Genomic DNA, 19,824 nt, shown 5'->3' on the forward strand with positions numbered 1-19,824 from the left:
AATTAGGCCCAAGTAAGGGCTTCCGATACCGGGGTTGCAAGCGATGCAATAAGTCTACCGTGATCTCTTTGGTGAACAGAAGTTGAGAACACTAATGGCTTCAAAGACTTGGGCAACGCCCCTGCCAACTCCGACACTGGAAGCAAACTGCGAGTTTCTTTTAGAACACATATCATACACTCATGTAGTTCGAGTGGTGATAATTTTGCAAATATTTTCTGCAGCTCAGCGTGGAGGCGAGTATTCGGTACCTCGGGTATCGGGATTCCAAACGCGCGCAAGACCTCGAAGGCCTCTGCACGGTGAAGCGAGTCAAGAACGGTCAAGGGACATAAGTCATTCAGGTAGTCTTGCGCTTCGCGAATAGTTGATATCTGAAGTCTATTATTAAGCAACATTACACCGACATAAGTCGGAACTTTACTAAGAACTGCATCTACATGATTTTCACTCGTAATTATATTTACGCGGGAAAACACCTTGAAGTATGACTCGAGTTGTGTGGCAAGCCTATCGAGGTTATCACGCTCGGATTTGATTTCGTACACGGTAGATCGGCCATTCAGTATGACTAGGTCAGCCTTGGATGTGCCAATTCGAAATTCCGACAACATCGATGCAGTGTTGAGAGAATGCTTCCCTAGCAAGATTTTATGCGTGACCGCTGCTCGATAAGCATACTCGTAACGAAAATCCTTCCTCGCCAACATAGAAAAAGCGGACTCAAATAGTTCGCTTATTGGGTCGGTCTCATCAAAGGCTTTGTATAACAATGATTCGGCGAGTAGCCTCGCGAAGGTCCGCGACTTTCCTAGCTTAGCTAACTCTTGGACAACTACGGACGAGAACATCCTTGCGGCAGCCGCAAGTTGCGGGCTTTCAGTCGTTCTCATAGTTGCCATTTTGAAAAAATCGAGATTGGTCGTGCCGAGGGATGCTGTGGTTGTCTTCTCGGCACTCTTGAAGCTGAGAAGGCAGTTAACCTTTCATTATAGCATGGTGTTGACTCTCTACAGTCTAACGCAATCGTTCTTCCTTGTGTTTTCTGAAGCAAAACGGTCGAAGTGTCGTTCGCGTCCCGCGCTGTCCAGACGCGGAAAAATTGCTTGGCTTCACCGAAGATTCGCTAGATCGAGACAACGCCACACGTCGGTAATCCCCCCGCAAAAAGAGCGCGTTTAGAAGTAGAATTTTCTACTTAAGACTGAAGAAAACTCTACATGAAGACATCCCGCTTTACCGACAGCCAGATCATCGCCATTCTCAAGCAAGCCGAAGCCGGCAGCCCGGTCCCGGAGCTGTGCCGCGAACACGGCATCAGCAACGCCACGTTCTACAAGTGGCGCACCAAGTTCGGCGGCATGGACGCGTCCCTGATGGCCCGTATGAAGGAGTTGGAGGTAGTGGGCCAGCCTCGTATACGGACGAGTGCTTTGGCCGGAAGGGGTAAGAACGATGGTTGCCATGAGCCTCTGTGACTGCTGAGTGTACTGAAAGTGTACTTTTTGCGTTCCACAAAGACAAATGCCTTAGGTCGATTAAACCTAAGGCACTGTTTTCAAAGCTAAATTTTGGTGCCGGCTGCAGGACTCGAACCCGCCACCTGATGATTACAAATCAACTGCTCTACCTGATGAGCTAAGCCGGCAATGTGGCCAGAATTATACCCTTATTTGATCCGGGTCAACGTCGGGCGGCCACCTTTTTTGGGTGGTTCGTTGTCGTCGTCGGGTACATGCGACACTTCGGATGCGGTCTTGGCCGGGACCGCGGCCAAGCCGGGGGCCGGGCTTGCGGCCGGCTCCGGTGACGGCGGGGGCAGATCGGCGGCCATCGTCGTGACGTCGAAGGCCATGCCCTGGCCGTTTTCGTTGGCGTAGATCGCCAGCACATTGTGCACCGGGATGTACAGCTCGCGCGAGACGCCGTTGAAACGCGCCCGGAACGTGATCGCGTCGTTGTCCATTTTCAGCCCGGAGGTTGCGCCGTAGCTGATGTTGAGGATGATTTCGCCCTTTTTCACGTATTCCATCGGAACCGTGGTGGCGGCGTCGACCTTGACGGCCAGGTAAGGCGTATAGCCGCTGTCCGTGCACCATTCGTAAATGGCGCGCAACAGGTACGGCTTGGTGGAGATGTCTGGCATGGTGTGATCGAAATGATGCGAGATGTTACACGCCAGTGTACTTCGATTCGCCTGTGGCGTCGTAAACTGGCGTGCAACGGAGGTGGCGCTTTAGCGGCGCATCACCTTTTCGGACGGGGTCAGGGCTTCGATGTAGGCCGGACGCGAGAAGATGCGCTCGGCATACTTCATCAGCGGCGCCGCCGTCTTCGACAGTTCGATGCCGTAGTGATCCAGACGCCACAGCAGCGGGGCGATGGCCACGTCGAGCATCGAGAACTCGTCGCCCAGCATGTACTTGTTCTTCAGGAACAGCGGGGCCAGCGTCGTCAGGCGGTCGCGGATTTCGGCGCGGGCCTTGTCGTGGCTCTTGTCGCCCACCTTGTTGCGCTCGTTTTCGAGCGTGTTGACGTGGACGAACAGTTCCTTCTCGAAATTGAACAGCATCAGGCGGGCACGGGCGCGCATGAGCGGGTCCGCCGGCATCAGCTGCGGATGCGGGAAACGCTCGTCGATGTATTCGTTGATGATGTTCGATTCGTACAGAATCAGTTCGCGCTCGACCAGGATCGGCACCTGGCCGTACGGATTCATCGTCGAGATGTCCTCGGGCTTGTTAAACAGGTCCACGTCGCGCACTTCGAAGTCCATGCCCTTTTCGAACAGGACCAGACGGCAGCGCTGGGAGAACGGGCACGTGGTGCCGGAGTAGAGAACCATCATGGTTTATAGTTCCTTCAAGAAACAAAGGGGTGAAGCGCCAGGCGGCTCACCCCGAATAGACATTGCCCGCATTATAACCGGGCAATCAACTCACTTTACGTCTTTCCAATAAGAAGCATTCAAAGACCAGGCGAGGAAGGCGAAGAAAGCGAGGAAAATCACGACGATCGCACCCAGACGTTTGCGAAAGTCGCGCGCCGGTTCGGCCATCCAGTCCATGTACGCGACCAGGTCGGCCACCTGGGAATCGAACTCCTGCTGGCTCAGCGTGCCCGGCGTCACTTGCTCGAAGCCGGCGAAGCGGTGCACGGTTTTTCCGTGCTCGTGGGGATCCTCTTCCTCGACCATCTTGGCCGTACGCACGCCCTGCAACTGCCACAACACGTGCGGCATGGCGACGTTCGGCACGACCATGTTGTTCCAGCCGGTCGGACGGGTGTCGTCCTTGTAGAAAGTGCGCAGGTAGGTGTAGATGTAGTCGGGGCCGGAGCCGGCGCCCGAGGCGCGCGCGCGCGTGATCACCGACAGGTCCGGCGGCACGGCGCCGAACCAGGCTTTCGCATCCGCGGGACGCATCGCGATCGTCATCATGTCGCCCACCTTCTCACCCGAGAACAGCAGGTTGTTCTTGATCTGGTCTTCGGTCAAGCCCAGGTCACGCAGGCGATTGTAGCGCATCGACGATGCGGAATGACAGTTCAGGCAGTAGTTGACGAACAGCTTGGCGCCGTTTTGCAGCGAGGCCATATCGGTGCGTTCGGGCGCCCGGTCGAGCGGGAACGTCCCTTCGTTCGCGAACACGAATCCCGGCAGCAGCGCCAGGACCGCGAGCAGTTTTTTTGAAAATAGCATCTTGGTGTCCTTTGGCTTGGGCGGAACACTGCCGGGGGGCAGTGTTCCGAAGATCAATGCGGGGTGAACGTGACGCGATTGGGCACCGGCTTGAACCGTCCCATCGAGCTCCACCACGGCATCAGCAGGAAGAAGCTAAAGTACAGCAGGGTGCAGGCCTGGGCGACCAGCGTGTAGGCCGGGGTCGGCAGCTGGGTGCCCAGGTAGCCGAGTACCAGGAACGCCAGGAAGAACACGGCATACACGTATTTGTGCCAGCTTGGACGGTAGCGGATCGATTTCACCGGCGAATGATCCAGCCACGGCAGCAGCGCCAGGATCACGACGGCCGAGCCGAACAGCACGACGCCCCAGAATTTCGCGTCCAGCACCTGCGGCAGCATGCCGATCTCGGCCAGGATGGCGACCGCGGTCACCGCGATCTTCGTCTTGTACGACAGGCGCGAACGGAGCCAGATGAACACGACGTAGGCGGCCAGGCCGGCCATCACGACCCACATGAAGTCCGACGTCGTGGCGCGCAGCACCGAGTAGAACGGCGTGAAGTACCAGGTCGGGGCGATGTGCGGCGGGGTCTTGAGCGAGTCGGCCGGCAGGAAGTTGTTGTATTCCAGGAAGTAGCCGCCCATTTCCGGCGCAAAGAACACGACGCTGCTGAAGATCAGCAGGAACATCGATACGCCGAACAAGTCCTTGGTCGTGTAGTACGGGTGCGAAGGGATGGCGTCGACGCCGTGGCCGTCCGGGCCGAGGTTTTCCTTGACCTCGATGCCGTCCGGGTTGTTCGAACCTACTTCGTGCAGGGCGATCAGGTGCGCCGCGACGAGGCCCAGCAGCACCAGTGGGATCGCGATCACGTGGAAGGCGAAGAAGCGGTTCAGCGTAGCGTCCGACACGACATAGTCGCCGCGGATCCACAGCGACAGGTCCTGGCCGATGAGCGGGATGGCGCTGAACAGGTTGACGATCACCTGGGCGCCCCAGTACGACATCTGGCCCCACGGCAGCAGGTAGCCGAAGAACGCCTCGGCCATCAGGCACAGGAAGATCGCGAAGCCGAACAGCCAGATCAGCTCGCGCGGCTTGCGGTACGAGCCGTACAGCAGGCCACGGGTCATGTGCAGGTACACGACGATGAAGAACGCCGAGGCGCCCGTCGAGTGCAGGTAGCGCACGAGCCAGCCCCACGGGACTTCGCGCATGATGTATTCGACGGAGCCGAATGCGAGGCCGGCGTCCGGCTTGTAGTGCATGGTCAGGAAGATGCCGGTGACGATCTGCATCACCAGGATCAGCATGGCCAGCGAGCCGAACAGATACCAGATATTGAAGTTCTTCGGGGCGTAGTAGCGGCCCCACTGGTCGTTCCACAGCTTCGACAGCGGGAAGCGGTCGTCGACCCAGGCCAGGGCCCGGTGGCTTTTCGGCGCGTCGGCCGGGAGTTTGGTTTCCTTGAACGCTGCGCCCATCTTATGCCTCGCCTTTCTCGTCTTTGCCGATCAGGATCCTGTTGTCGGACAGGTACATGTACGGAGGCACGTCAAGGTTGGCCGGAGCCGGCTTGTTCTTGAAGACGCGGCCCGACAGGTCGAACGTCGATCCATGGCAGGGACAAAGGAAGCCGCCGTGCCAGTCGTCCGGCAGGTTCGGCTGGGGTCCTTCGGTGAAGCGGGCGGATGGAGAACAGCCCAGGTGGGAGCAGATGCCGACGACGACAAGGAGTTCCTTGTGTTTCTCGTATGCGCGGAACTCGTTCTTCGCATAGACCGGCACCGGCATTTGATACGATTTATCGGAATTCGGATCGGCGACCAGGCTGTCGTTCTTCGGCAGGCTGGCCAGCATTTCGGGAGTGCGGCGGAGGAGCCACACGGGCTTGCCGCGCCACTCCACGACTTTCAAGTCGCCCGGTTTGATGTCGGAAATATCCGCCTCGACCGGTGCACCGGCCGCCTTCGCTCGTTCGGAGGGCTGCAACGTACTGACCAGCACCCCGGCCGTTGAAACACCGACAACGCCACCCGCCGCGCATGTAGCCACGAGCAAGCCTCGCCGGCCTGAATCGACCTGCTTCTCATTACTCATACCAACTCCATTCGTCAAATGCGAAATGTTGCAATGCAATACGTTGCAATACGGTATTAACCTTTTATGCAACGGTCGATTATATGTGAACAGTTTTGCAAATTAAAGAAAAAACGTTTGCGTTGTCGCGCCCCTTTCCAAATGCGCATTTTTGTGTTCGCGTCCTCGACCACACACTCATCTCGGCCACCGGCTGCACTGCACGTTTCCTGTATCATCGCTGTGAACCTGGCAAGGTTTTTAAAAACACAAAGGAGGTCCTGGGATGGCTATGATGGAAGAGTTCAAAAAATTCGCGCTGAAGGGCAATGTCGTCGACCTGGCGGTCGGCGTGATCATCGGCGGCGCGTTCGGGCGGATCGTGGATTCTCTCGTGCAGGACGTCATCATGCCGCCGATCGGCAAGCTGTTCGGCGGCCTCGATTTCGCCAGTTACTACCTCCCGCTCAACGGCCAGCCATACGGCCTGCCGCTGGCGGAAGCCAAGAAGGCCGGCGCCGTGCTGGCTTACGGGAATTTCTTCACGATCCTGCTGAACTTCCTGATCCTGGCGTTCGTCATTTTTCAAATGGTCAGGCTGATGAATCGCATGCGCGCGCCGTTTGCCAAGGCCGAGGAAGAGCAGCAGGCGGCCGCTGCGGTGGCAACGTCCGAGGAAGTCGTTCTGCTGCGTGAAATCCGCGACGCGCTGACGCTGAAGCGATAGCCGCGGAGCCGCCCGATGCGCCGCTACTGGCTGCTGTTCGCACAAACCGTCACGATCGCCCTCGGCATCTATGTCGTGATCGCGGCGCTGCAGCCGGCGTGGATCGGACGCGCGCCCACGCAGATGGGCATCGGCGGGCCGGGGCGGGCGGTGCCGGTGCTGCAGGCGCCGGGCGGCGGTCCCGCCCCGGCCAGCTACCGTGATGCCGCCGGCCGCGCCATGCCCGCCGTCGTCAACATTCTCACCAGCAAGGCGTTGCGCGAAACCCATCCGCTGCTGAAGGACCCGTTCTTTCGCCGCTTCTTCGGCGACAAGACGCCGCCGCAGGAACAGATGGCCAGCCTGGGCTCGGGCGTGATCGTCAGCGGCGACGGCTACATCCTGACCAATTACCACGTCGTCGAAGGCGCCGACGAGATCGAGGTCGGCCTGGCCGACGGACGCAAGGCCGCCGCCAGCATCGTCGGCACCGATCCGGAAACGGACCTGGCTGTGATCCGCATCAAGGCAGACAAATTGCCCGTGATCGTGCTGGGCGACCCGGAGCAGGCGCGTGTGGGCGACGTCGTGCTGGCGATCGGAAATCCGTTCGGCGTTGGCCAGACGGTCACGCTCGGCATCATCTCCGCGCTGGGCCGCAACAACCTGCACATCAACCATTTCGAAAATTTCATCCAGACGGACGCCGCCATCAACTTCGGCAACTCGGGCGGCGCGCTCGTCGATACGCGCGGTAATCTGCTGGGCATCAATTCGGCCATTTATTCGCAGACGGGCGGTTCGGTCGGCATCGGCTTCGCGATTCCCGTGTCGACTGCGAAGACCGTGCTCGATTCCATCATCAAGCACGGTCAGGTTGTGCGCGGCTGGATCGGCGTCGAATCGCAGGACATCACGCCCGAAATCGCCGACAGCTTCGGCCTCGCGCGCGACCGCGGCGCCATCATCGCCGGGGTCGTGCGCGGCGGCCCGGCGGACCGCGCCGGCATGCGCCCGGGCGACATCCTGCTGGCCGTGCAAGGCAAAAAAGTCAGCAGCACCAACGACATGATGAACCTCATCGCCGCGCTGCCGCCCGGTGGCAGGGCGGCGATGACGGTGATGCGCAAGAACCGCGAGACGACCATCGACGTCACCGTCGGCCGCCGTCCGCGCCAGACCCCCTGATTATCCGGACCTTCCATGCACCTGCGCGACCTTACGCAATTCCTTTCCGAGCTCAAAGAGAACAACACCCGGCCCTGGTTCATCATGAACAAGCCCCGCTACGACATCCTGCGGGTCGAATTTCTGGAGGTGCTGACGGAACTCATCAGGGAGATCGGCCGGTTCGACAAGCAGATCATCGCCTGCGATCCGAAGAAGGCGATGTTCCGGTTCCAGCGCGATACCCGCTTTTCGCACGACAAGACGCCCTATAAAACGCATTTCTCGGGCGGCATCGCGCCCGGCAACAAGCGCCGACCCAGCGAAGGCGGCGGACCGACGTATTACTTCCACATCGAAGCCGACGGTACGTTGCTGTACGGCGCCGGCGAATACCTGCCGCCGGCGGCGCGCCTGAAGGCGATCCGCGAGCATGTCGTCAACGATGCGACAGGGTTCGCCAAAATGTTGAAGAATAAACATCTGCGCGAGGCATATGGCGACCTGCAGCCGGAAGACAAGTTGCAGCGCCCGCCGAAGGGATTCGATCCGAACCATCCGCTGGTCGAATACCTGAAGCTCAAGAGTTATTTTGTCTGGAACGAAAAGAAGCTGGACATCAACGCCCCGGACAAGCTCGTGCCGCAGCTTGCGCAGGGATTCAAGGACGCCACCGCGCTCGTCAACTGGTTGCGCGCGGTGCCGCAGACATTCGAAGAGTAAAGGGAGTCACACATGGCGTTGCACCACGCAGTATCGGGTGAGCGGATCGCACTCCAGCGGGGCGAAGACGACATCGCGAATTTCACGTCGATCGCATTGATCAAGACGGATCACATGGAATTGATCAGGCTCGTGATACCCAAGGAAAAGCCGCTGCCGGAACATTGGGTCGAAGGCGAGATGACCTTGCTGTGCCTGGAGGGCGAGATCGCGTTCCAGGCCCACGGCCGCACGACCATCCTGCAGCCGAACGAGATGGTGTACCTGGCCGGCGGCGAGCCGCATGCGATCCATGCCAACCAGGACGCGGTCGCGTTGCTGACCATTTTGCTGCATCCGGGCGATAACTCGGGTGGGCCGACGCGGAACGCGCCGAGCGCCTGATCCCGGCAACGGATTGGTGGGCACGTTTCATTTGAGGCCCCCGGCCTCAAACGCCCACCCTACGGCATCGTATCGTTGAACGGGATGCTCACCCAACCGCATCGTATCGTATCGTGGTCCGGGATACGCATCCAAGCGCATCGTACTGTAGGTTGGGCTCCCCGAGCCCGCCATCACGTTGCGTAATCGCGTCCTGTAATCAGGCCAGCTCGTCGCGCGGATCCCGCGCCAATAATCTCGCCACCATGTCGCTGGCGGAATCGCCATCGAACAACACCCCGGCCACCGCATTGGTGATCGGCATGTCGACGCCCACCCTGGCCGCCAGCTCACGCACGGCCTTGGCGCAGGGCACGCCTTCGGCCACGTGGCCGAGTTCACGGACGATGGTGTCGAGCGGCTTGCCCTGGGCCAGTGCCAGGCCGACACGGCGGTTGCGCGACAGGTCGCCCGTGCACGTCAGGATCAGGTCGCCCATCCCCGTCAGGCCCATGAAGGTCGCGGTATGGCCGCCCAGCGCCGTGCCGAGGCGGGTGATTTCCGCGAGGCCGCGCGTGATCAGCGCGGCGCGCGCATTCAATCCGAGTCCCAGGCCGTCGGCCGTGCCGGTGGCGATGGCGAGGATGTTCTTGACGGCGCCGCCCACTTCCACGCCGACCATGTCATCGCAGGAATACACGCGGATATTGCCGCCATGTACGAGCGCGACGACGCGCTCGCGCAGCGTCTTGTCGGTCGAAGCGACCGTCAGCGCGCAGGGCAGGCCGCGCGCCACTTCCTGGGCGAACGACGGGCCGGACAGCGCGGCGCCCGGCACGGAAGCGCCCAGCACGTCGCGCACGACCTGGTGCGGCAGCAGGCCGGTCTCGTACTCGAACCCCTTGCACAGCCAGACGATGTTGGGAATGGCGCGGCCCTTGAGCTGCTGGAGCAGCGGACGCAGGCCGGCCACCGGGCAGGCCGCGATCAGCAGCGGCTCGGCGCCGGGCTGGGCCACGGTGTCGACAACGTGCGCGACGGCCGCGCCGAAGTCGGCCGTGACGTCCAGGCCGGCCGGCAGCGGAAAGCCGGGCAGGTAATGGGTGTTTTCGCGCGCGCCGGCAGCCTGCGCCATCTGCGCGGGGTTGCGTCCCCACAGCAGGACGTCGTGGCGCGCGGCGAGCGCGATCGCCACCGCCGTGCCCCAGGCGCCGGCACCGAGGACGGTGATCTTTTGGGGTGATTTCGGTTCGTGCATGGGAGGACGGGCTAGATGCCCCAGATGTCGGATGCCTTGACGTAGCCGCTGATGCCGTCGCGGTGGCGCACGCGCACCCAGTTGCCGGCTTCCGGATCGACGAGCTCGAGCAGGACGTTCTTTTCGGCCGTCATCACGACGGGCGCATTGTCTTCGGGCGCGGCGCGCACCTTGGCGGAGGCCACGCGCACGATGACGTTGCGCCTGGCCGACAGGTTTCTCGCTTCGGTCCAGGCCATGTCGCCGGTGGCGTCACGTACCTTGACCCAGTCGCCATAGCTGAGGACGACCTCGACCGGCATGCCGCTGGGAGCGATGAACAACTTGCCGCTGCGGGTGGACGGCGCCTCGTACAGGATCACGGAATGCGCGCCGACTGTCTTGAAATCGAACGCGGCGGCCGCGCACGATATCAGCAGCAGCAGGCTGCCTGCGATGAGTCGATGGCGGAAACGGATGGGGCGCATGTGGGCCTTTGAAGACGATGCACGCTGAGGCCGGGCTGGATCGACCGGCACGAAGCGTGTCGGCAAAAGCGCGTCAATGAAACGAGGCGTCCGGCCCCGCCCGGAAGGGGCGGCGCGGGACGCCCGGGATATTACTGGTTGCCAGCCGGCGTGCCTGCTGCGGCAGCCTGCTCGGCCAGCGCCTGGCGACGCTGCTGGTAGAACACTTCGAAGTTGATCTCGGCCAGGTGGACCGGCGGGAAACCGGCACGGGTGATCACGTCGGCGATGTTGGCGCGCAGGTAAGGATAGATGATGTTCGGGCAACCGATGCCGAGCAGCGGATCCATCTGGTCGGCCGGGATGTTGCGGGCTTCGAAGATGCCTGCCTGCTTGCCTTCGGCCAGGAAAGCAACTTTGTCCTTGACCTTGGCGGTCACGGTGATGGTGACGGTCGATTCGTAGATGCCATCGGCGATGCCTTCGGCGCCGACGTCCAGCGAGACCTCGATGGTCGGGGCTTCCTGCTCCAGGAAGATTGCCGGGGAATTCGGTTGTTCCAGCGACAGGTCTTTCAGGTAGATACGCTGGATTTGGAATACGGGTTGCAGGTTTTCGTCAGCCATGGAACGCTTTCGTGTAATTTTTAAGAAGAACGGCATCATCCTGCCATTCGAGGTGCTTTGACTTGTCAAGGCGCCGGCAATTGTATCAAAACCAATTCGGTTTCAATAGAAGCGGGGCTGGCGCCCCTGCGCATTCTCAGGCGGCAGCGCCGTTGAGCAGTGGGTCCAGCCGGCCCGCCTGGTCGAGGGCGTACAGATCGTCGAAGCCGCCCACATGGGTATTGCCCACGTAAATCTGGGGCACGGTGCGACGGCCGGTGCGCTGCATCATGATCGCACGTTGTTCCGGATCAAGGTCGACGCGAATGCGTTCGATGTCGGTCACGCCCTTGGCTTCCAGCAGGCGCTCGGCGCGTACGCAGTAGGGGCAGCTGGCAGTGTGATAGAGAACGACATGGGCTGTCATGGCAGTATCCTTTCCAATTATTTGATCAGGGGCAGGCCGGCAGCCGTCCAGGCCGCAGTGCCGCCTTCCAGACCATAGATATCTTCGAACCCTGCCGCTTTCAACAGGCGCGCCGCTTTATTGGCGTGTTTGCCGTCTTGATCGACGACAATGATGGTCTTGACTTTCGATTTGTCCAGCTCGCCGGTACGATTGCCCAAGTCTGACAGCGGAATGTGTTTGGCGTCGCGCAGGTGCCCTGCGGCAAACTCGTCGGCGCTGCGCACATCGATCACGGCGGTGGATTTGCCGCGGTTGATCATCTGGGTGGCCTGCAGCGGCGAGGCCTGGCGGCCGCGGGGCGCCAGCGATAACCACAGCAGCGCGCCACCCGACAGGACGGCGATCGCAACAGTGATGAAATGGTCGATGATGAATTTCACGAAGGTTCCGTTGGTTGAACTGAATCATCGCATTATAAAATAGAAGTCGGATCGGTATTTCCTGCTCACTTTTTTCTATAAAGCACCTATGTACAAAATCGTATTCATGCGCCACGGCGAGTCCACCTGGAACCTCGAGAACCGTTTCACCGGCTGGACCGATGTCGACCTGACCGAAAAAGGCGTCAACGAAGCCAAGACCGCCGGCCGCCTGCTGAAGGAAGCCGGCTTCACCTTCGACCTGGCCTATACCTCGGTCCTGAAACGTGCGATCCGCACGCTGTGGCTGGCGATGGACGAGATGGACATGATGTGGCTGCCGGTCAAGAACGACTGGCGCCTGAACGAGCGCCACTACGGCGCCCTGCAGGGCCTGGACAAGGGCGAGACCGCCGCCAAGTTCGGCGACGAGCAGGTGCTGGTGTGGCGCCGCAGCTACGACACGCCGCCGCCCGCGCTGGAAGCCAATGATCCGCGCACGTCGTTCAACGACCCGCGCTACGCCGGCCTGGACAAGGCGCAGATCCCGCTGACCGAATGCCTGAAAGACACGGTCGCCCGCGTGATGCCGGCCTGGGACGAGGAAATCGCCCCGGCCATCCGCGCCGGCAAGCAGATCCTGATCTCGGCCCACGGCAACAGCCTGCGCGCCGTGATCAAGATGCTGGACAACATCAGCGACAGCGACATCGTCGGCCTGAACATCCCGAACGGCACCCCGCTCGTGTATGAGCTGGACGCGGACCTGAAGCCGATCCGCCATTACTACCTGGGCGACCAGGACGCGATCGCGGCCGCCATGGCCGCCGTGGCCAACCAAGGGAAGGCGAAGTAAGTCTTGCTTTCCTTCGTGAAGTCGACGTCCGCGGGCCTGTCCGTCCGCGGCAAGCTGTTGTGTGGCCTGCTCGCATGCGCGTTCGCCTTTGGCAGCGCGCAGGCGGCGCCGCGCCAGACCGAGCGCAGCAAGCAGAAAGCCGCCGCCGAGGCGGCGCGCGCCGGTATCCAGCAAAAGCTCAGTGCCCTCAAGAAGGACATCACCCGCACCGAGAGCGCAAAGGAAGACGCGGCCGACGAGCTGGCCGAGTCGGAAGGAGCGATTTCCGACGCCAACCGCTCGCTGCACGAACTGGCCGACGAGCAGGCGGCCACCAATGCCAAGCTCAAGGATCTCGCGACGGAAGAGGAGCGTCTCGGCAATACCATCGCGGCCCAGAAGCGCCAACTGGCTAAGCTGTTGCGTGAGCACTATGTCGCCGGCAACGAGGACCGCATCAAGCTGCTGCTGTCGGGCGATAACCCGAACCGTATCAACCGCGACCTGCAGATGATGGCCTATGTGTCGCAGGCGCAAGCCAGATTATTGAATTCCCTGCGTGCCAACCTGGCGGCCGTCGAGGCGAATCACGCCCAGGCGCAGAACGCCCAGGACGAGCTGGAAGAAATTGCACAAGAGCAGAAGGCGCAGAAGGCGCTGCTCGAAAAAGAAAAGGGCAAGCGCGCCACCCTGCTGGCGAATTTGTCGAGCAAGCTGACGGACCAGCGCAAGCAGGCGAGCCGCCTCGCGCAGGACGAGCAGCGCATGAGCGGCCTCGTCGATCGCCTGACGCGCCTGATCCGTGAACAGGAAATCGCGGCCGCGGCCGAGCGCAAGCGCCAGCAGGCGCTCGCCGCCGCGCGCGCGAAAGCGGCCGCCGAAGCGAAGGCACGCGCGCTGGCGCGGGCCAGGGCGCAGCGTGAAGAGCGCGAACGCCTGGCGCGTGAAGCGGCCAGGGAAGCGGCCAAGACCGGCAGGCCCGTCAAGCCGTTGCCGCCACCGAAACCGGAACCCGACGAGACGCGGGTGGCCGAGGAGCCGCCGAAACAGGAAGCGCCGCAGCGCAGCGCCGACACCGCGCTCGCCGCCGACTTGCCGAGCGGCGCGTTCGAGAGCCTGCGCGGCCGCCTGCCGGCCCCGATCTCCGGCAAGATCGCCGCCCGCTTCGGCGCCAAGCGCGGCGACGGGCCGACGTGGCGCGGCATGTTCATCAAGGCGCCGGAAGGCACCGACGTGCGCGCCATCGCGGCCGGGCGTGTCGTGTTCGCCAACTGGATGCGCGGCTACGGTAATTTGATCATCATCAACCATGGCGGCGAGTACCTGTCGATCTATGGAAACAACCAGACGCTGATGAAACAGGCCGGCGACGCGGTCAAGCCGGGCGACGTCATCGCCAGTGCGGGCAATACCGGCGGCAACGAGGAATCGGGGCTATACTTTGAGCTCAGGCATCTCGGAAAAGCGTTCGATCCGTCGAGCTGGGTCAGGTTCTAATTTCCGGAAGCATAATCCAGGAACAAGCATGGGCAAGAAACTCAAGAACCTCGGTCTGATCGGCCTCGGCATGGTGGCCGGGGTGGCCGCCTCGGTCCAGTACTCGGCGCTGGCGCAAAAGGGCGGCGACGCCCCGCTGCCCCTGGACCAGCTGCGCCAGCTGGCCGACGTGTATGCCCTGATCAAGAGCGATTATGTCGAGAAGGTCGACGACAAGAAGCTGCTGTCCGACGCCATCGCCGGCATGGTGAACTCGCTCGATCCGCACTCCGTCTACCTCGACCAGAAGGACTTCGCCGAGATGCGCGAAGAGGTGCAGGGCCGCTTCGTCGGCCTCGGCATCGAGATCGCGATGGAGGACGGCTACGTCAAGATCGTATCGCCCATCGACGATTCGCCCGCCTACCGCGCCGGCATCAAGGCCGGCGACCTGATCACCCGCATCGACAACGTGCCGGTGAAAGGCCTGTCGCTGGACGACGCCATCAAGCGCATGCGCGGCGAGCCGCACAGCAAGGTGATGCTGACCATCGCCCGCCGCGGCGCCGACGCGCCCTGGGTCGTGCCCATCGTGCGCGAGGAAATCCACGTGGCCAGCGTCAAGGCGAAGATGATCGAGCCGGGCTATGCCTGGCTGCGCATCAACCAGTTCCAGGAAGAGACCCTCGACGAGGTCGCCGACAAGCTGAAGGATTTATACGCGCGCAACCCGAACATCAAGGGACTCGTGCTCGATCTGCGCAACGATCCGGGCGGCCTGCTGCCGAGTGCGATCGGCGTCTCGGCCGCGTTCCTGCCGGCGAACGACGTGATCGTCTCGACGAAGGGCCAGCTGTCCGATTCGAACGCCACGTTTTACGGGCGGCGCGAATTCTATGCCGTCAAGCCGGGCGCCGATCCGCTCGCCAAGCTGCCGGCCGCACTGAAAACCGTGCCGATGGTGGTGCTGGTCAACACGGGCTCGGCGTCGGCCTCGGAAATCGTCGCCGGCGCCCTGCAGGATTACAAGCGCGCCATCGTGATGGGCAGCCAGACTTTCGGCAAGGGGTCCGTGCAGACCTTGCGCCAGCTGACACCCGACACGGCCGTCAAGCTGACGACGGCGCGCTACTACACGCCCAAGGGCCGCTCGATCCAGGCGCTGGGCATCGTGCCCGACCTCAAGGTCGACGAGACGCCGGACGGCGACGGCCTGAACGCCGTGCGCGTGCGCGAGGCCGACCTGGATCACCACCTGACCAACGAGGCGGCCGGCAGCAAGAGCGCCAGCGCCAAGTCGCGCCGCGACGAGCTCGAGGAAGAGCAGTTCACCGTGGCCGCGATGAAGAACGCCAAGCCGCTCGAATTCGGCGCCAAGGACGATTTCCAGCTGGCGCAGGCCCTCAATCACTTCAAGGGCCTGAAGGTGGAACTGGCCAAGGCCGATCCGGACGAGGACAAGCCGGCGCCGGCCAGGCTGCCGGGGCAGGAACCGAAGCCGGCCGACATCAAGGACGGCGCGAAGCCGCCGGCCCTGGAGCTCAAGACGCCCGTGCCGAAGAAATGATGCGCGCCGCGACGATGGAAAGAGGCTGGCGATGAACGACCAGCAGCTGCTGCGCTATTCGCGCCATATCCTGCTCGACGAGATCGGCATCGAAGGCCAGGACCGCCTGCTGCGCGCGCGCGCGCTCGTGATCGGCGCCGGCGGCCTCGGTTCGCCGGCCGCGCTATACCTTGCCGCGAGCGGCGTCGGGCGCCTGACCCTCGTCGACGACGACACCGTCGACCTGACGAACCTGCAGCGCCAGGTGATGCACACGACGGCGCGCGTGGGCCAGCCCAAGGTCGAGTCCGGCCGTGAAGCCCTGCATCAGATCAATCCCGACGTCGAGGTCGTCGCCTTGCGCGAGCGCGCCGATGCCGCGCGTTTAGGGGAACTCGTGCGCGCTGCCGATGTCGTACTCGACTGCAGCGACAACTTCGCCACCCGCCATGCCGTCAACCGTGCCTGCGTTGCCGCCGGCGTCCCGCTCGTCGCGGGCGCGGCGATCCGTTTCGACGGGCAGATCTCGGTGTACGACGTGCGCGACCCGGCGTCGCCCTGCTATGCCTGCCTGTTCCCGGAGGACGGCAAGTTCGAGGAAATCGCGTGCAGCACCATGGGCGTGTTCGCGCCGCTGGTGGGCATCATCGGCGCCATGCAGGCGGCCGAAGCGCTCAAGGTGCTGGCCGGGAGCGGCCGTTCGCTGGCGGGCCGGTTGCAGATGCTGGACGCGCGCGCCATGGAATGGACCGAGATCGGCGTGGCGCGCAACCCGTGCTGCCCCGTATGCGCGGGACGCCCTGGCGTAGAATAGACCGCCCCCGCCCGGTCGTGCACGCGTCGAAGGTGTCCATTCCGTGTCGGGTATCTTACAATTGGACAATTTTCCGAACGAGTTGGAAAATTTTCCAAGATTGTTTTGACGGCATTCGGCCTTGTTCGGCCTTATACTGCTTTTTCGACCACAACCTTCACATCTATGCAGAACTTAAAGCATCGTTTCGCACGGCAGCGCCGCCAGGGTGGTTTCACCCTCGTCGAAATCATGGTCGTCGTGGTCATCATCGGCATCCTGGGTGCGCTCGTCGTGCCCAAGCTGCTGGGGCGCACCGGCGAATCGCGCGTGGCCGCGGCCCGGGTCGACATCGCCACGCTGATGTCGGCGCTCAAGCTGTACAAGCTCGACAACCAGCGCTATCCGACCACCGAGCAGGGCCTGCAGGCGCTCGTCCAGAAGCCGACCAGCGGCCCGGCCGCCAACGGCTGGAAGGAAGGCGGCTACCTCGACAAGCTGCCCAAGGATCCGTGGGGTACGCCTTACCAGTACCTGTCGCCTGGCCTGCATGGCGAGGTCGACATATTCTCGCTGGGCGCGGACGGCCAGCCGGGCGGCACCGGCGAGGATGCCGACATCGGCTCGTGGGACAACAAATAATCCCGATACGTCGATGACCAAGCGCGCGCGCAGCCTGCCGCGCCGGCCCGGATTGCCGGACCACCGCGGCTTCACCCTGGTGGAGATCATGGTCGTGATGGTCATCATCGGCATCACGCTCGGGCTGGCCAGCCTCAACGCCATTCCGAGTCCGCACCAGGACCTGCAGAAGGAGGCGCAGCGCCTCGCACTGTTGCTCCAGCTGGCGCGCGACGAGGCCATCGTGCGCAACCGCCTCGTCGCCTTCGAGGCCACGCCCGAGCGCTACCACTTCCTCGTGCGCACCGAAACGCGCTGGGAACCGATCGTGAAAGACGACCTGCTGCGCGAGCGCGACTTCAAGAATGCCCCGCTGACCCTGCTGCTGGATCCCACCAGTGCCGGGACCCTCAATCCGCTGCGCATCACGTTCGGCAACGAACCGGTCGACAAGCCGTTCGTGCTTACCCTCGCCAGCGGCAACGACCGCGTCGCCATCCGCGCCGACGGGGTCGGACACTTCACCGTGGAATGAGCCAGCCGATGAGCGACAGGATGCGCATGCGATTCCCGGACCGGCAACGCGGCTTCACGCTGCTGGAAGTGCTCGTGGCCCTCGTCATCGTCGGCACGGCGCTGGGCGCGGGCCTGCGCGCCGTCGGCAGCCTGACCGCGAACAGCAGCGGCCTGCGCGCCTCGATGATGGCGACGTGGTCGGCCGAGAACCGCCTCGTGCAGATCCGCCTCGGCAAGGAATTCCCGGACATCGGCAAGCACGGCTTCGATTGCCCGCAGGGCGACCTGCACCTCGTGTGCCAGGAAGAAGTCATCGCCAGCCCGAACCCGCGCCTGCGCCGGGTCGAGGTCTCCGTGTTCGACATCGAAAACCCCAACCGGCGTATCGTCAAGCTGGTGCAACTCGTATTGAAACCGTGGCGATGATGACCTTGACGCGACGTGTCAACCGTGCGCGCGGCTTCACCCTCGTGGAGCTGCTGGTGGCGATCAGCATCCTGGCCATCGTGGCCGTGCTCGGCTGGCGCGGCCTGGACAGCATCGTGCGTGCGCGCGTGGCCCTCACCCAGCAGATGGAAACGACGCGCGGCATGCAATTGGCGTTCGCGCAGATGCAGAGCGACTGCGAGCACATCGCCCAGCGCGACGTCGTCGACCAGCGGCCCTATCTCCTCATCGGCGCCGACCGTTTTACGCTCGTGCGCGAAGTGTTCACGGAAAACCAGCCGTCGCGCCTGCAGGTGGTGGCCTACCGCATCGTCAACGGCACGCTGATCCGGCGCGAATCGCCGCCGACGCGCGACCTGATCCAGCTCGACGCCCTGTGGCAGGCCGTCACCAGCGATACCGACAGCAACGCGGCCGTGGCCTTGCAGGCCGGCGTGACGGGGATGCAGGTCGCGACCTGGCTGAATAATTCGTGGCGCCAGGGCGGCGTCGATCCCGGCGCGAATGCGGCGGGCACGGCGCAGGCCCCGGCCGCGCCGCCGCAACAGCCCGGCCAGGTGGCGCCGCAGCAGCCGACCAACGAACCGACCGGCATGCAGGTGGCCTTGCTGGCCCAGGGCCTGCAGGCGCCGCTGGTCAAATCCTTCCTGCTGGGGGAGCCATGAGATTGCGGCGGCAACGTCCCGGGCGCGAACGCGGCGTGGCCGTGATCACCGCGCTGCTCCTGACCACGCTGGCCATTTCCATCGTCGCCAGCCTGTTCTGGCAGCAGCAGGTGCAGGTGCGCTCGATGGAAAACCAGAGATTGCACCTGCAGACCAAGTGGATCCTGCGCGGCGCACTCGACTGGGCGACGCTCGTCCTGTTCCAGGACGGCGTCGACCACCGCCAGTACACGTCGCTCGACCAGGTGTGGGCGACGCCGCTGGCGGACACCCGCCTCGACCAGTACGTCGAGCGCGAGCGGGTCGAAGGAGAAACTTTCGATGCTAGCCTGTCCGGTAGCATTACCGACGCATGCTCGCGTTACAATTTGCGCAACCTCGGATTGGGCAAGGGGCAGCTGAGCGATTCGCAGATCGACATTTTCGAGCGCCTGCTGCGCAATCTGCAGCTGGATACGGGATTGGCGCGGCGCATCGCGACGTTCGTGGCGGCCGGGTTGCCGGTCACGGCCGGCGAGGACAATGACGATCCGGCGAAGCAGGTGCAGGCCACCCCGGTGATCGGGGCGCCGGTGAAGATCCTGGAGGTGGAGGATTTGCTGACCGTAAAGGGCGTGACCCTCGCGGTCGTCGAACGCCTGCGGCCGTTCGTGACCGTGCTGCCGGAGACCACGCCGGTCAACGTGAACACGGCGCCCGCGGAAGTGCTGGCGGCCCTCGTGCCGAACATGTCGGTGTCGGAGGCGAACACGCTGATCGTGCGGCGCAAGCAGGCGGCGTGGCGTGAGACGACGTATTTTGCGTCGCAGGTCAATAGCGAAAGCCGCCCGCTGACGGAAGGTTCGTATGCCGTGAAAAGCGACTGGTTCCTGGTCGACACGCGCATCCGCCTGGACCGGGCCGCACTGGACGCGCAGGCGCTGATCCACCGGTCGCCGGCGCTGGTGGCGGGTGGCGGGCCGAAGGTGGTGTGGATTCGCCAGTATTAAAAAAGGTTAAGGAAGTCTCGAGGGACAGCGCAGGGCATGTTAAAAAGACCAACAAGAGATCGAGAAAGCGAGACAG

24 protein-coding genes, 1 tRNA gene and 1 pseudogene are annotated in these 19,824 nt (G+C 62.9%); 14 read left to right on the forward strand and 12 right to left on the reverse strand.

Annotated elements, in window-relative coordinates; genetic code table 11:
* Positions 1-2: 2 nt before the first annotated feature.
* Positions 3-902: a sce7726 family protein gene (locus U9J41_RS29335; protein WP_425260273.1), complete on the reverse strand. Its 900-nt coding sequence runs from the start codon at positions 900-902 to the stop codon at positions 3-5.
* Positions 903-1,220: 318 nt separating this feature from the next.
* Here U9J41_RS29335 and U9J41_RS10495 point away from each other — a divergent pair.
* Positions 1,221-1,400, forward strand: a pseudogene (locus U9J41_RS10495) (transposase); the annotation flags it as partial.
* A gap of 172 nt (positions 1,401-1,572) precedes the next feature.
* On the opposite strand, the gene U9J41_RS10500 reads toward U9J41_RS10495, so the two are convergent.
* The 6 genes from U9J41_RS10500 to petA form a co-directional block, all read right to left on the reverse strand.
* Positions 1,573-1,648, reverse strand: a tRNA-Thr gene (locus U9J41_RS10500).
* A gap of 21 nt (positions 1,649-1,669) precedes the next feature.
* Positions 1,670-2,146: a ClpXP protease specificity-enhancing factor gene (locus U9J41_RS10505; RefSeq protein ID WP_322402136.1), complete on the reverse strand. Its 477-nt coding sequence runs from the start codon at positions 2,144-2,146 to the stop codon at positions 1,670-1,672.
* A 90-nt stretch (positions 2,147-2,236) separates the two neighbouring features.
* Positions 2,237-2,848, reverse strand: coding sequence for a glutathione S-transferase N-terminal domain-containing protein (locus U9J41_RS10510; protein ID WP_036231132.1), 612 nt, complete (start codon positions 2,846-2,848; stop codon positions 2,237-2,239).
* 90 nt (positions 2,849-2,938) lie between these two features.
* Complete coding sequence (locus tag U9J41_RS10515) at positions 2,939-3,700, reverse strand: cytochrome c1 (RefSeq protein WP_322402137.1); 762 nt, start codon at positions 3,698-3,700, stop codon at positions 2,939-2,941.
* A gap of 53 nt (positions 3,701-3,753) precedes the next feature.
* A complete protein-coding gene (locus U9J41_RS10520; RefSeq protein WP_322402138.1) occupies positions 3,754-5,169 on the reverse strand; it encodes a cytochrome b in 1,416 nt (471 codons plus the stop codon).
* 1 nt (position 5,170) lies between these two features.
* Positions 5,171-5,785, reverse strand: a complete 615-nt coding sequence (petA, locus tag U9J41_RS10525) for a ubiquinol-cytochrome c reductase iron-sulfur subunit (RefSeq protein WP_322402139.1) — start codon at positions 5,783-5,785, stop codon at positions 5,171-5,173.
* Positions 5,786-6,050: 265 nt separating this feature from the next.
* On the opposite strand from petA, the gene mscL reads away from it, so the two are divergent.
* The 4 genes from mscL to U9J41_RS10545 are packed head-to-tail and all read left to right on the forward strand — an operon-like array spanning position 6,051 to position 8,744.
* Positions 6,051-6,491: a large conductance mechanosensitive channel protein MscL gene (gene mscL, locus U9J41_RS10530; RefSeq protein WP_322402140.1), complete on the forward strand. Its 441-nt coding sequence runs from the start codon at positions 6,051-6,053 to the stop codon at positions 6,489-6,491.
* Between the two features lie 15 nt (positions 6,492-6,506).
* Positions 6,507-7,658: a Do family serine endopeptidase gene (locus tag U9J41_RS10535; RefSeq protein WP_322402141.1), complete on the forward strand. Its 1,152-nt coding sequence runs from the start codon at positions 6,507-6,509 to the stop codon at positions 7,656-7,658.
* 15 nt (positions 7,659-7,673) lie between these two features.
* Positions 7,674-8,360: a DUF2461 domain-containing protein gene (locus tag U9J41_RS10540; protein WP_322402142.1), complete on the forward strand. Its 687-nt coding sequence runs from the start codon at positions 7,674-7,676 to the stop codon at positions 8,358-8,360.
* A gap of 12 nt (positions 8,361-8,372) precedes the next feature.
* The gene (locus U9J41_RS10545) at positions 8,373-8,744 is read left to right on the forward strand and encodes a cupin domain-containing protein (RefSeq protein WP_056444892.1); all 372 of its coding nucleotides are present in this window, start codon (positions 8,373-8,375) and stop codon (positions 8,742-8,744) included.
* A gap of 199 nt (positions 8,745-8,943) precedes the next feature.
* Here the strand turns inward: U9J41_RS10545 and U9J41_RS10550 are convergent, their stop codons facing one another.
* The 5 genes from U9J41_RS10550 to U9J41_RS10570 form a co-directional block, all read right to left on the reverse strand.
* Positions 8,944-9,981 carry an NAD(P)H-dependent glycerol-3-phosphate dehydrogenase gene (locus tag U9J41_RS10550; protein ID WP_322402143.1) on the reverse strand — a complete coding sequence of 346 codons (1,038 nt, stop codon included), beginning with the start codon at positions 9,979-9,981 and terminating at the stop codon, positions 8,944-8,946.
* An 11-nt stretch (positions 9,982-9,992) separates the two neighbouring features.
* On the reverse strand, positions 9,993-10,448 hold the full coding sequence (locus U9J41_RS10555; protein ID WP_322402144.1) for an SH3 domain-containing protein: 456 nt from the start codon (positions 10,446-10,448) through the stop codon (positions 9,993-9,995).
* A gap of 131 nt (positions 10,449-10,579) precedes the next feature.
* Positions 10,580-11,053, reverse strand: coding sequence for a protein-export chaperone SecB (gene secB / locus U9J41_RS10560; RefSeq protein ID WP_056442439.1), 474 nt, complete (start codon positions 11,051-11,053; stop codon positions 10,580-10,582).
* A 136-nt stretch (positions 11,054-11,189) separates the two neighbouring features.
* On the reverse strand, positions 11,190-11,459 hold the full coding sequence (grxC, locus tag U9J41_RS10565; protein WP_056442441.1) for a glutaredoxin 3: 270 nt from the start codon (positions 11,457-11,459) through the stop codon (positions 11,190-11,192).
* A gap of 17 nt (positions 11,460-11,476) precedes the next feature.
* A complete protein-coding gene (locus U9J41_RS10570; RefSeq protein ID WP_322402145.1) occupies positions 11,477-11,881 on the reverse strand; it encodes a rhodanese-like domain-containing protein in 405 nt (134 codons plus the stop codon).
* Between the two features lie 88 nt (positions 11,882-11,969).
* Here U9J41_RS10570 and gpmA point away from each other — a divergent pair, with 88 nt between their 5' ends.
* The 9 genes from gpmA (at position 11,970) to gspK (ending at position 19,748) form a co-directional block, all read left to right on the forward strand.
* Positions 11,970-12,716, forward strand: coding sequence for a 2,3-diphosphoglycerate-dependent phosphoglycerate mutase (gene gpmA, locus U9J41_RS10575; RefSeq protein WP_322402146.1), 747 nt, complete (start codon positions 11,970-11,972; stop codon positions 12,714-12,716).
* A 57-nt stretch (positions 12,717-12,773) separates the two neighbouring features.
* Positions 12,774-14,192 (forward strand): murein hydrolase activator EnvC family protein, encoded by a 1,419-nt coding sequence (locus U9J41_RS10580; protein ID WP_425260298.1) that lies wholly within the window; start codon positions 12,774-12,776, stop codon positions 14,190-14,192.
* A 28-nt stretch (positions 14,193-14,220) separates the two neighbouring features.
* The gene (locus U9J41_RS10585; protein ID WP_322402147.1) at positions 14,221-15,738 is read left to right on the forward strand and encodes a S41 family peptidase; all 1,518 of its coding nucleotides are present in this window, start codon (positions 14,221-14,223) and stop codon (positions 15,736-15,738) included.
* Between the two features lie 31 nt (positions 15,739-15,769).
* On the forward strand, positions 15,770-16,531 hold the full coding sequence (locus U9J41_RS10590; protein ID WP_322402148.1) for a HesA/MoeB/ThiF family protein: 762 nt from the start codon (positions 15,770-15,772) through the stop codon (positions 16,529-16,531).
* A 165-nt stretch (positions 16,532-16,696) separates the two neighbouring features.
* Complete coding sequence (gspG, locus tag U9J41_RS10595; RefSeq protein ID WP_322402149.1) at positions 16,697-17,152, forward strand: type II secretion system major pseudopilin GspG; 456 nt, start codon at positions 16,697-16,699, stop codon at positions 17,150-17,152.
* Positions 17,153-17,165: 13 nt separating this feature from the next.
* On the forward strand, positions 17,166-17,666 hold the full coding sequence (gene gspH, locus U9J41_RS10600; protein WP_056442460.1) for a type II secretion system minor pseudopilin GspH: 501 nt from the start codon (positions 17,166-17,168) through the stop codon (positions 17,664-17,666).
* A gap of 8 nt (positions 17,667-17,674) precedes the next feature.
* Positions 17,675-18,073: a type II secretion system minor pseudopilin GspI gene (gene gspI / locus U9J41_RS10605; RefSeq protein WP_322402150.1), complete on the forward strand. Its 399-nt coding sequence runs from the start codon at positions 17,675-17,677 to the stop codon at positions 18,071-18,073.
* Positions 18,073-18,759: a PulJ/GspJ family protein gene (locus U9J41_RS10610; RefSeq protein ID WP_425260300.1), complete on the forward strand. Its 687-nt coding sequence runs from the start codon at positions 18,073-18,075 to the stop codon at positions 18,757-18,759. The genes gspI and U9J41_RS10610 overlap by 1 nt, the downstream gene beginning before the upstream one ends.
* The gene (gene gspK / locus U9J41_RS10615) at positions 18,756-19,748 is read left to right on the forward strand and encodes a type II secretion system minor pseudopilin GspK (protein ID WP_322402152.1); all 993 of its coding nucleotides are present in this window, start codon (positions 18,756-18,758) and stop codon (positions 19,746-19,748) included. The genes U9J41_RS10610 and gspK overlap by 4 nt, the downstream gene beginning before the upstream one ends.
* The last annotated feature ends 76 nt before the right edge of the window (positions 19,749-19,824 follow it).

It is taken from the genome of Massilia luteola, assembly GCF_034420155.1.
Lineage (GTDB): Bacteria > Pseudomonadota > Gammaproteobacteria > Burkholderiales > Burkholderiaceae_D > Telluria > Telluria luteola.

Coding starts and splice junctions, on each gene's coding strand:
- U9J41_RS29335 (WP_425260273.1), bottom strand. CDS start 902: ATGGCAACTATGAGAACGACTGAAAGCCCGCAACTTGCGGCTGCCGCA.
- U9J41_RS10505 (WP_322402136.1), bottom strand. CDS start 2,146: ATGCCAGACATCTCCACCAAGCCGTACCTGTTGCGCGCCATTTACGAA.
- U9J41_RS10510 (WP_036231132.1), bottom strand. CDS start 2,848: ATGATGGTTCTCTACTCCGGCACCACGTGCCCGTTCTCCCAGCGCTGC.
- U9J41_RS10515 (WP_322402137.1), bottom strand. CDS start 3,700: ATGCTATTTTCAAAAAAACTGCTCGCGGTCCTGGCGCTGCTGCCGGGA.
- U9J41_RS10520 (WP_322402138.1), bottom strand. CDS start 5,169: ATGGGCGCAGCGTTCAAGGAAACCAAACTCCCGGCCGACGCGCCGAAA.
- petA (WP_322402139.1), bottom strand. CDS start 5,785: ATGAGTAATGAGAAGCAGGTCGATTCAGGCCGGCGAGGCTTGCTCGTG.
- mscL (WP_322402140.1), top strand. CDS start 6,051: ATGGCTATGATGGAAGAGTTCAAAAAATTCGCGCTGAAGGGCAATGTC.
- U9J41_RS10535 (WP_322402141.1), top strand. CDS start 6,507: ATGCGCCGCTACTGGCTGCTGTTCGCACAAACCGTCACGATCGCCCTC.
- U9J41_RS10540 (WP_322402142.1), top strand. CDS start 7,674: ATGCACCTGCGCGACCTTACGCAATTCCTTTCCGAGCTCAAAGAGAAC.
- U9J41_RS10545 (WP_056444892.1), top strand. CDS start 8,373: ATGGCGTTGCACCACGCAGTATCGGGTGAGCGGATCGCACTCCAGCGG.
- U9J41_RS10550 (WP_322402143.1), bottom strand. CDS start 9,981: ATGCACGAACCGAAATCACCCCAAAAGATCACCGTCCTCGGTGCCGGC.
- U9J41_RS10555 (WP_322402144.1), bottom strand. CDS start 10,448: ATGCGCCCCATCCGTTTCCGCCATCGACTCATCGCAGGCAGCCTGCTG.
- secB (WP_056442439.1), bottom strand. CDS start 11,053: ATGGCTGACGAAAACCTGCAACCCGTATTCCAAATCCAGCGTATCTAC.
- grxC (WP_056442441.1), bottom strand. CDS start 11,459: ATGACAGCCCATGTCGTTCTCTATCACACTGCCAGCTGCCCCTACTGC.
- gpmA (WP_322402146.1), top strand. CDS start 11,970: ATGTACAAAATCGTATTCATGCGCCACGGCGAGTCCACCTGGAACCTC.
- U9J41_RS10585 (WP_322402147.1), top strand. CDS start 14,221: ATGGGCAAGAAACTCAAGAACCTCGGTCTGATCGGCCTCGGCATGGTG.
- U9J41_RS10590 (WP_322402148.1), top strand. CDS start 15,770: ATGAACGACCAGCAGCTGCTGCGCTATTCGCGCCATATCCTGCTCGAC.
- gspG (WP_322402149.1), top strand. CDS start 16,697: ATGCAGAACTTAAAGCATCGTTTCGCACGGCAGCGCCGCCAGGGTGGT.
- gspH (WP_056442460.1), top strand. CDS start 17,166: ATGACCAAGCGCGCGCGCAGCCTGCCGCGCCGGCCCGGATTGCCGGAC.
- gspI (WP_322402150.1), top strand. CDS start 17,675: ATGAGCGACAGGATGCGCATGCGATTCCCGGACCGGCAACGCGGCTTC.
- U9J41_RS10610 (WP_425260300.1), top strand. CDS start 18,073: ATGACCTTGACGCGACGTGTCAACCGTGCGCGCGGCTTCACCCTCGTG.
- gspK (WP_322402152.1), top strand. CDS start 18,756: ATGAGATTGCGGCGGCAACGTCCCGGGCGCGAACGCGGCGTGGCCGTG.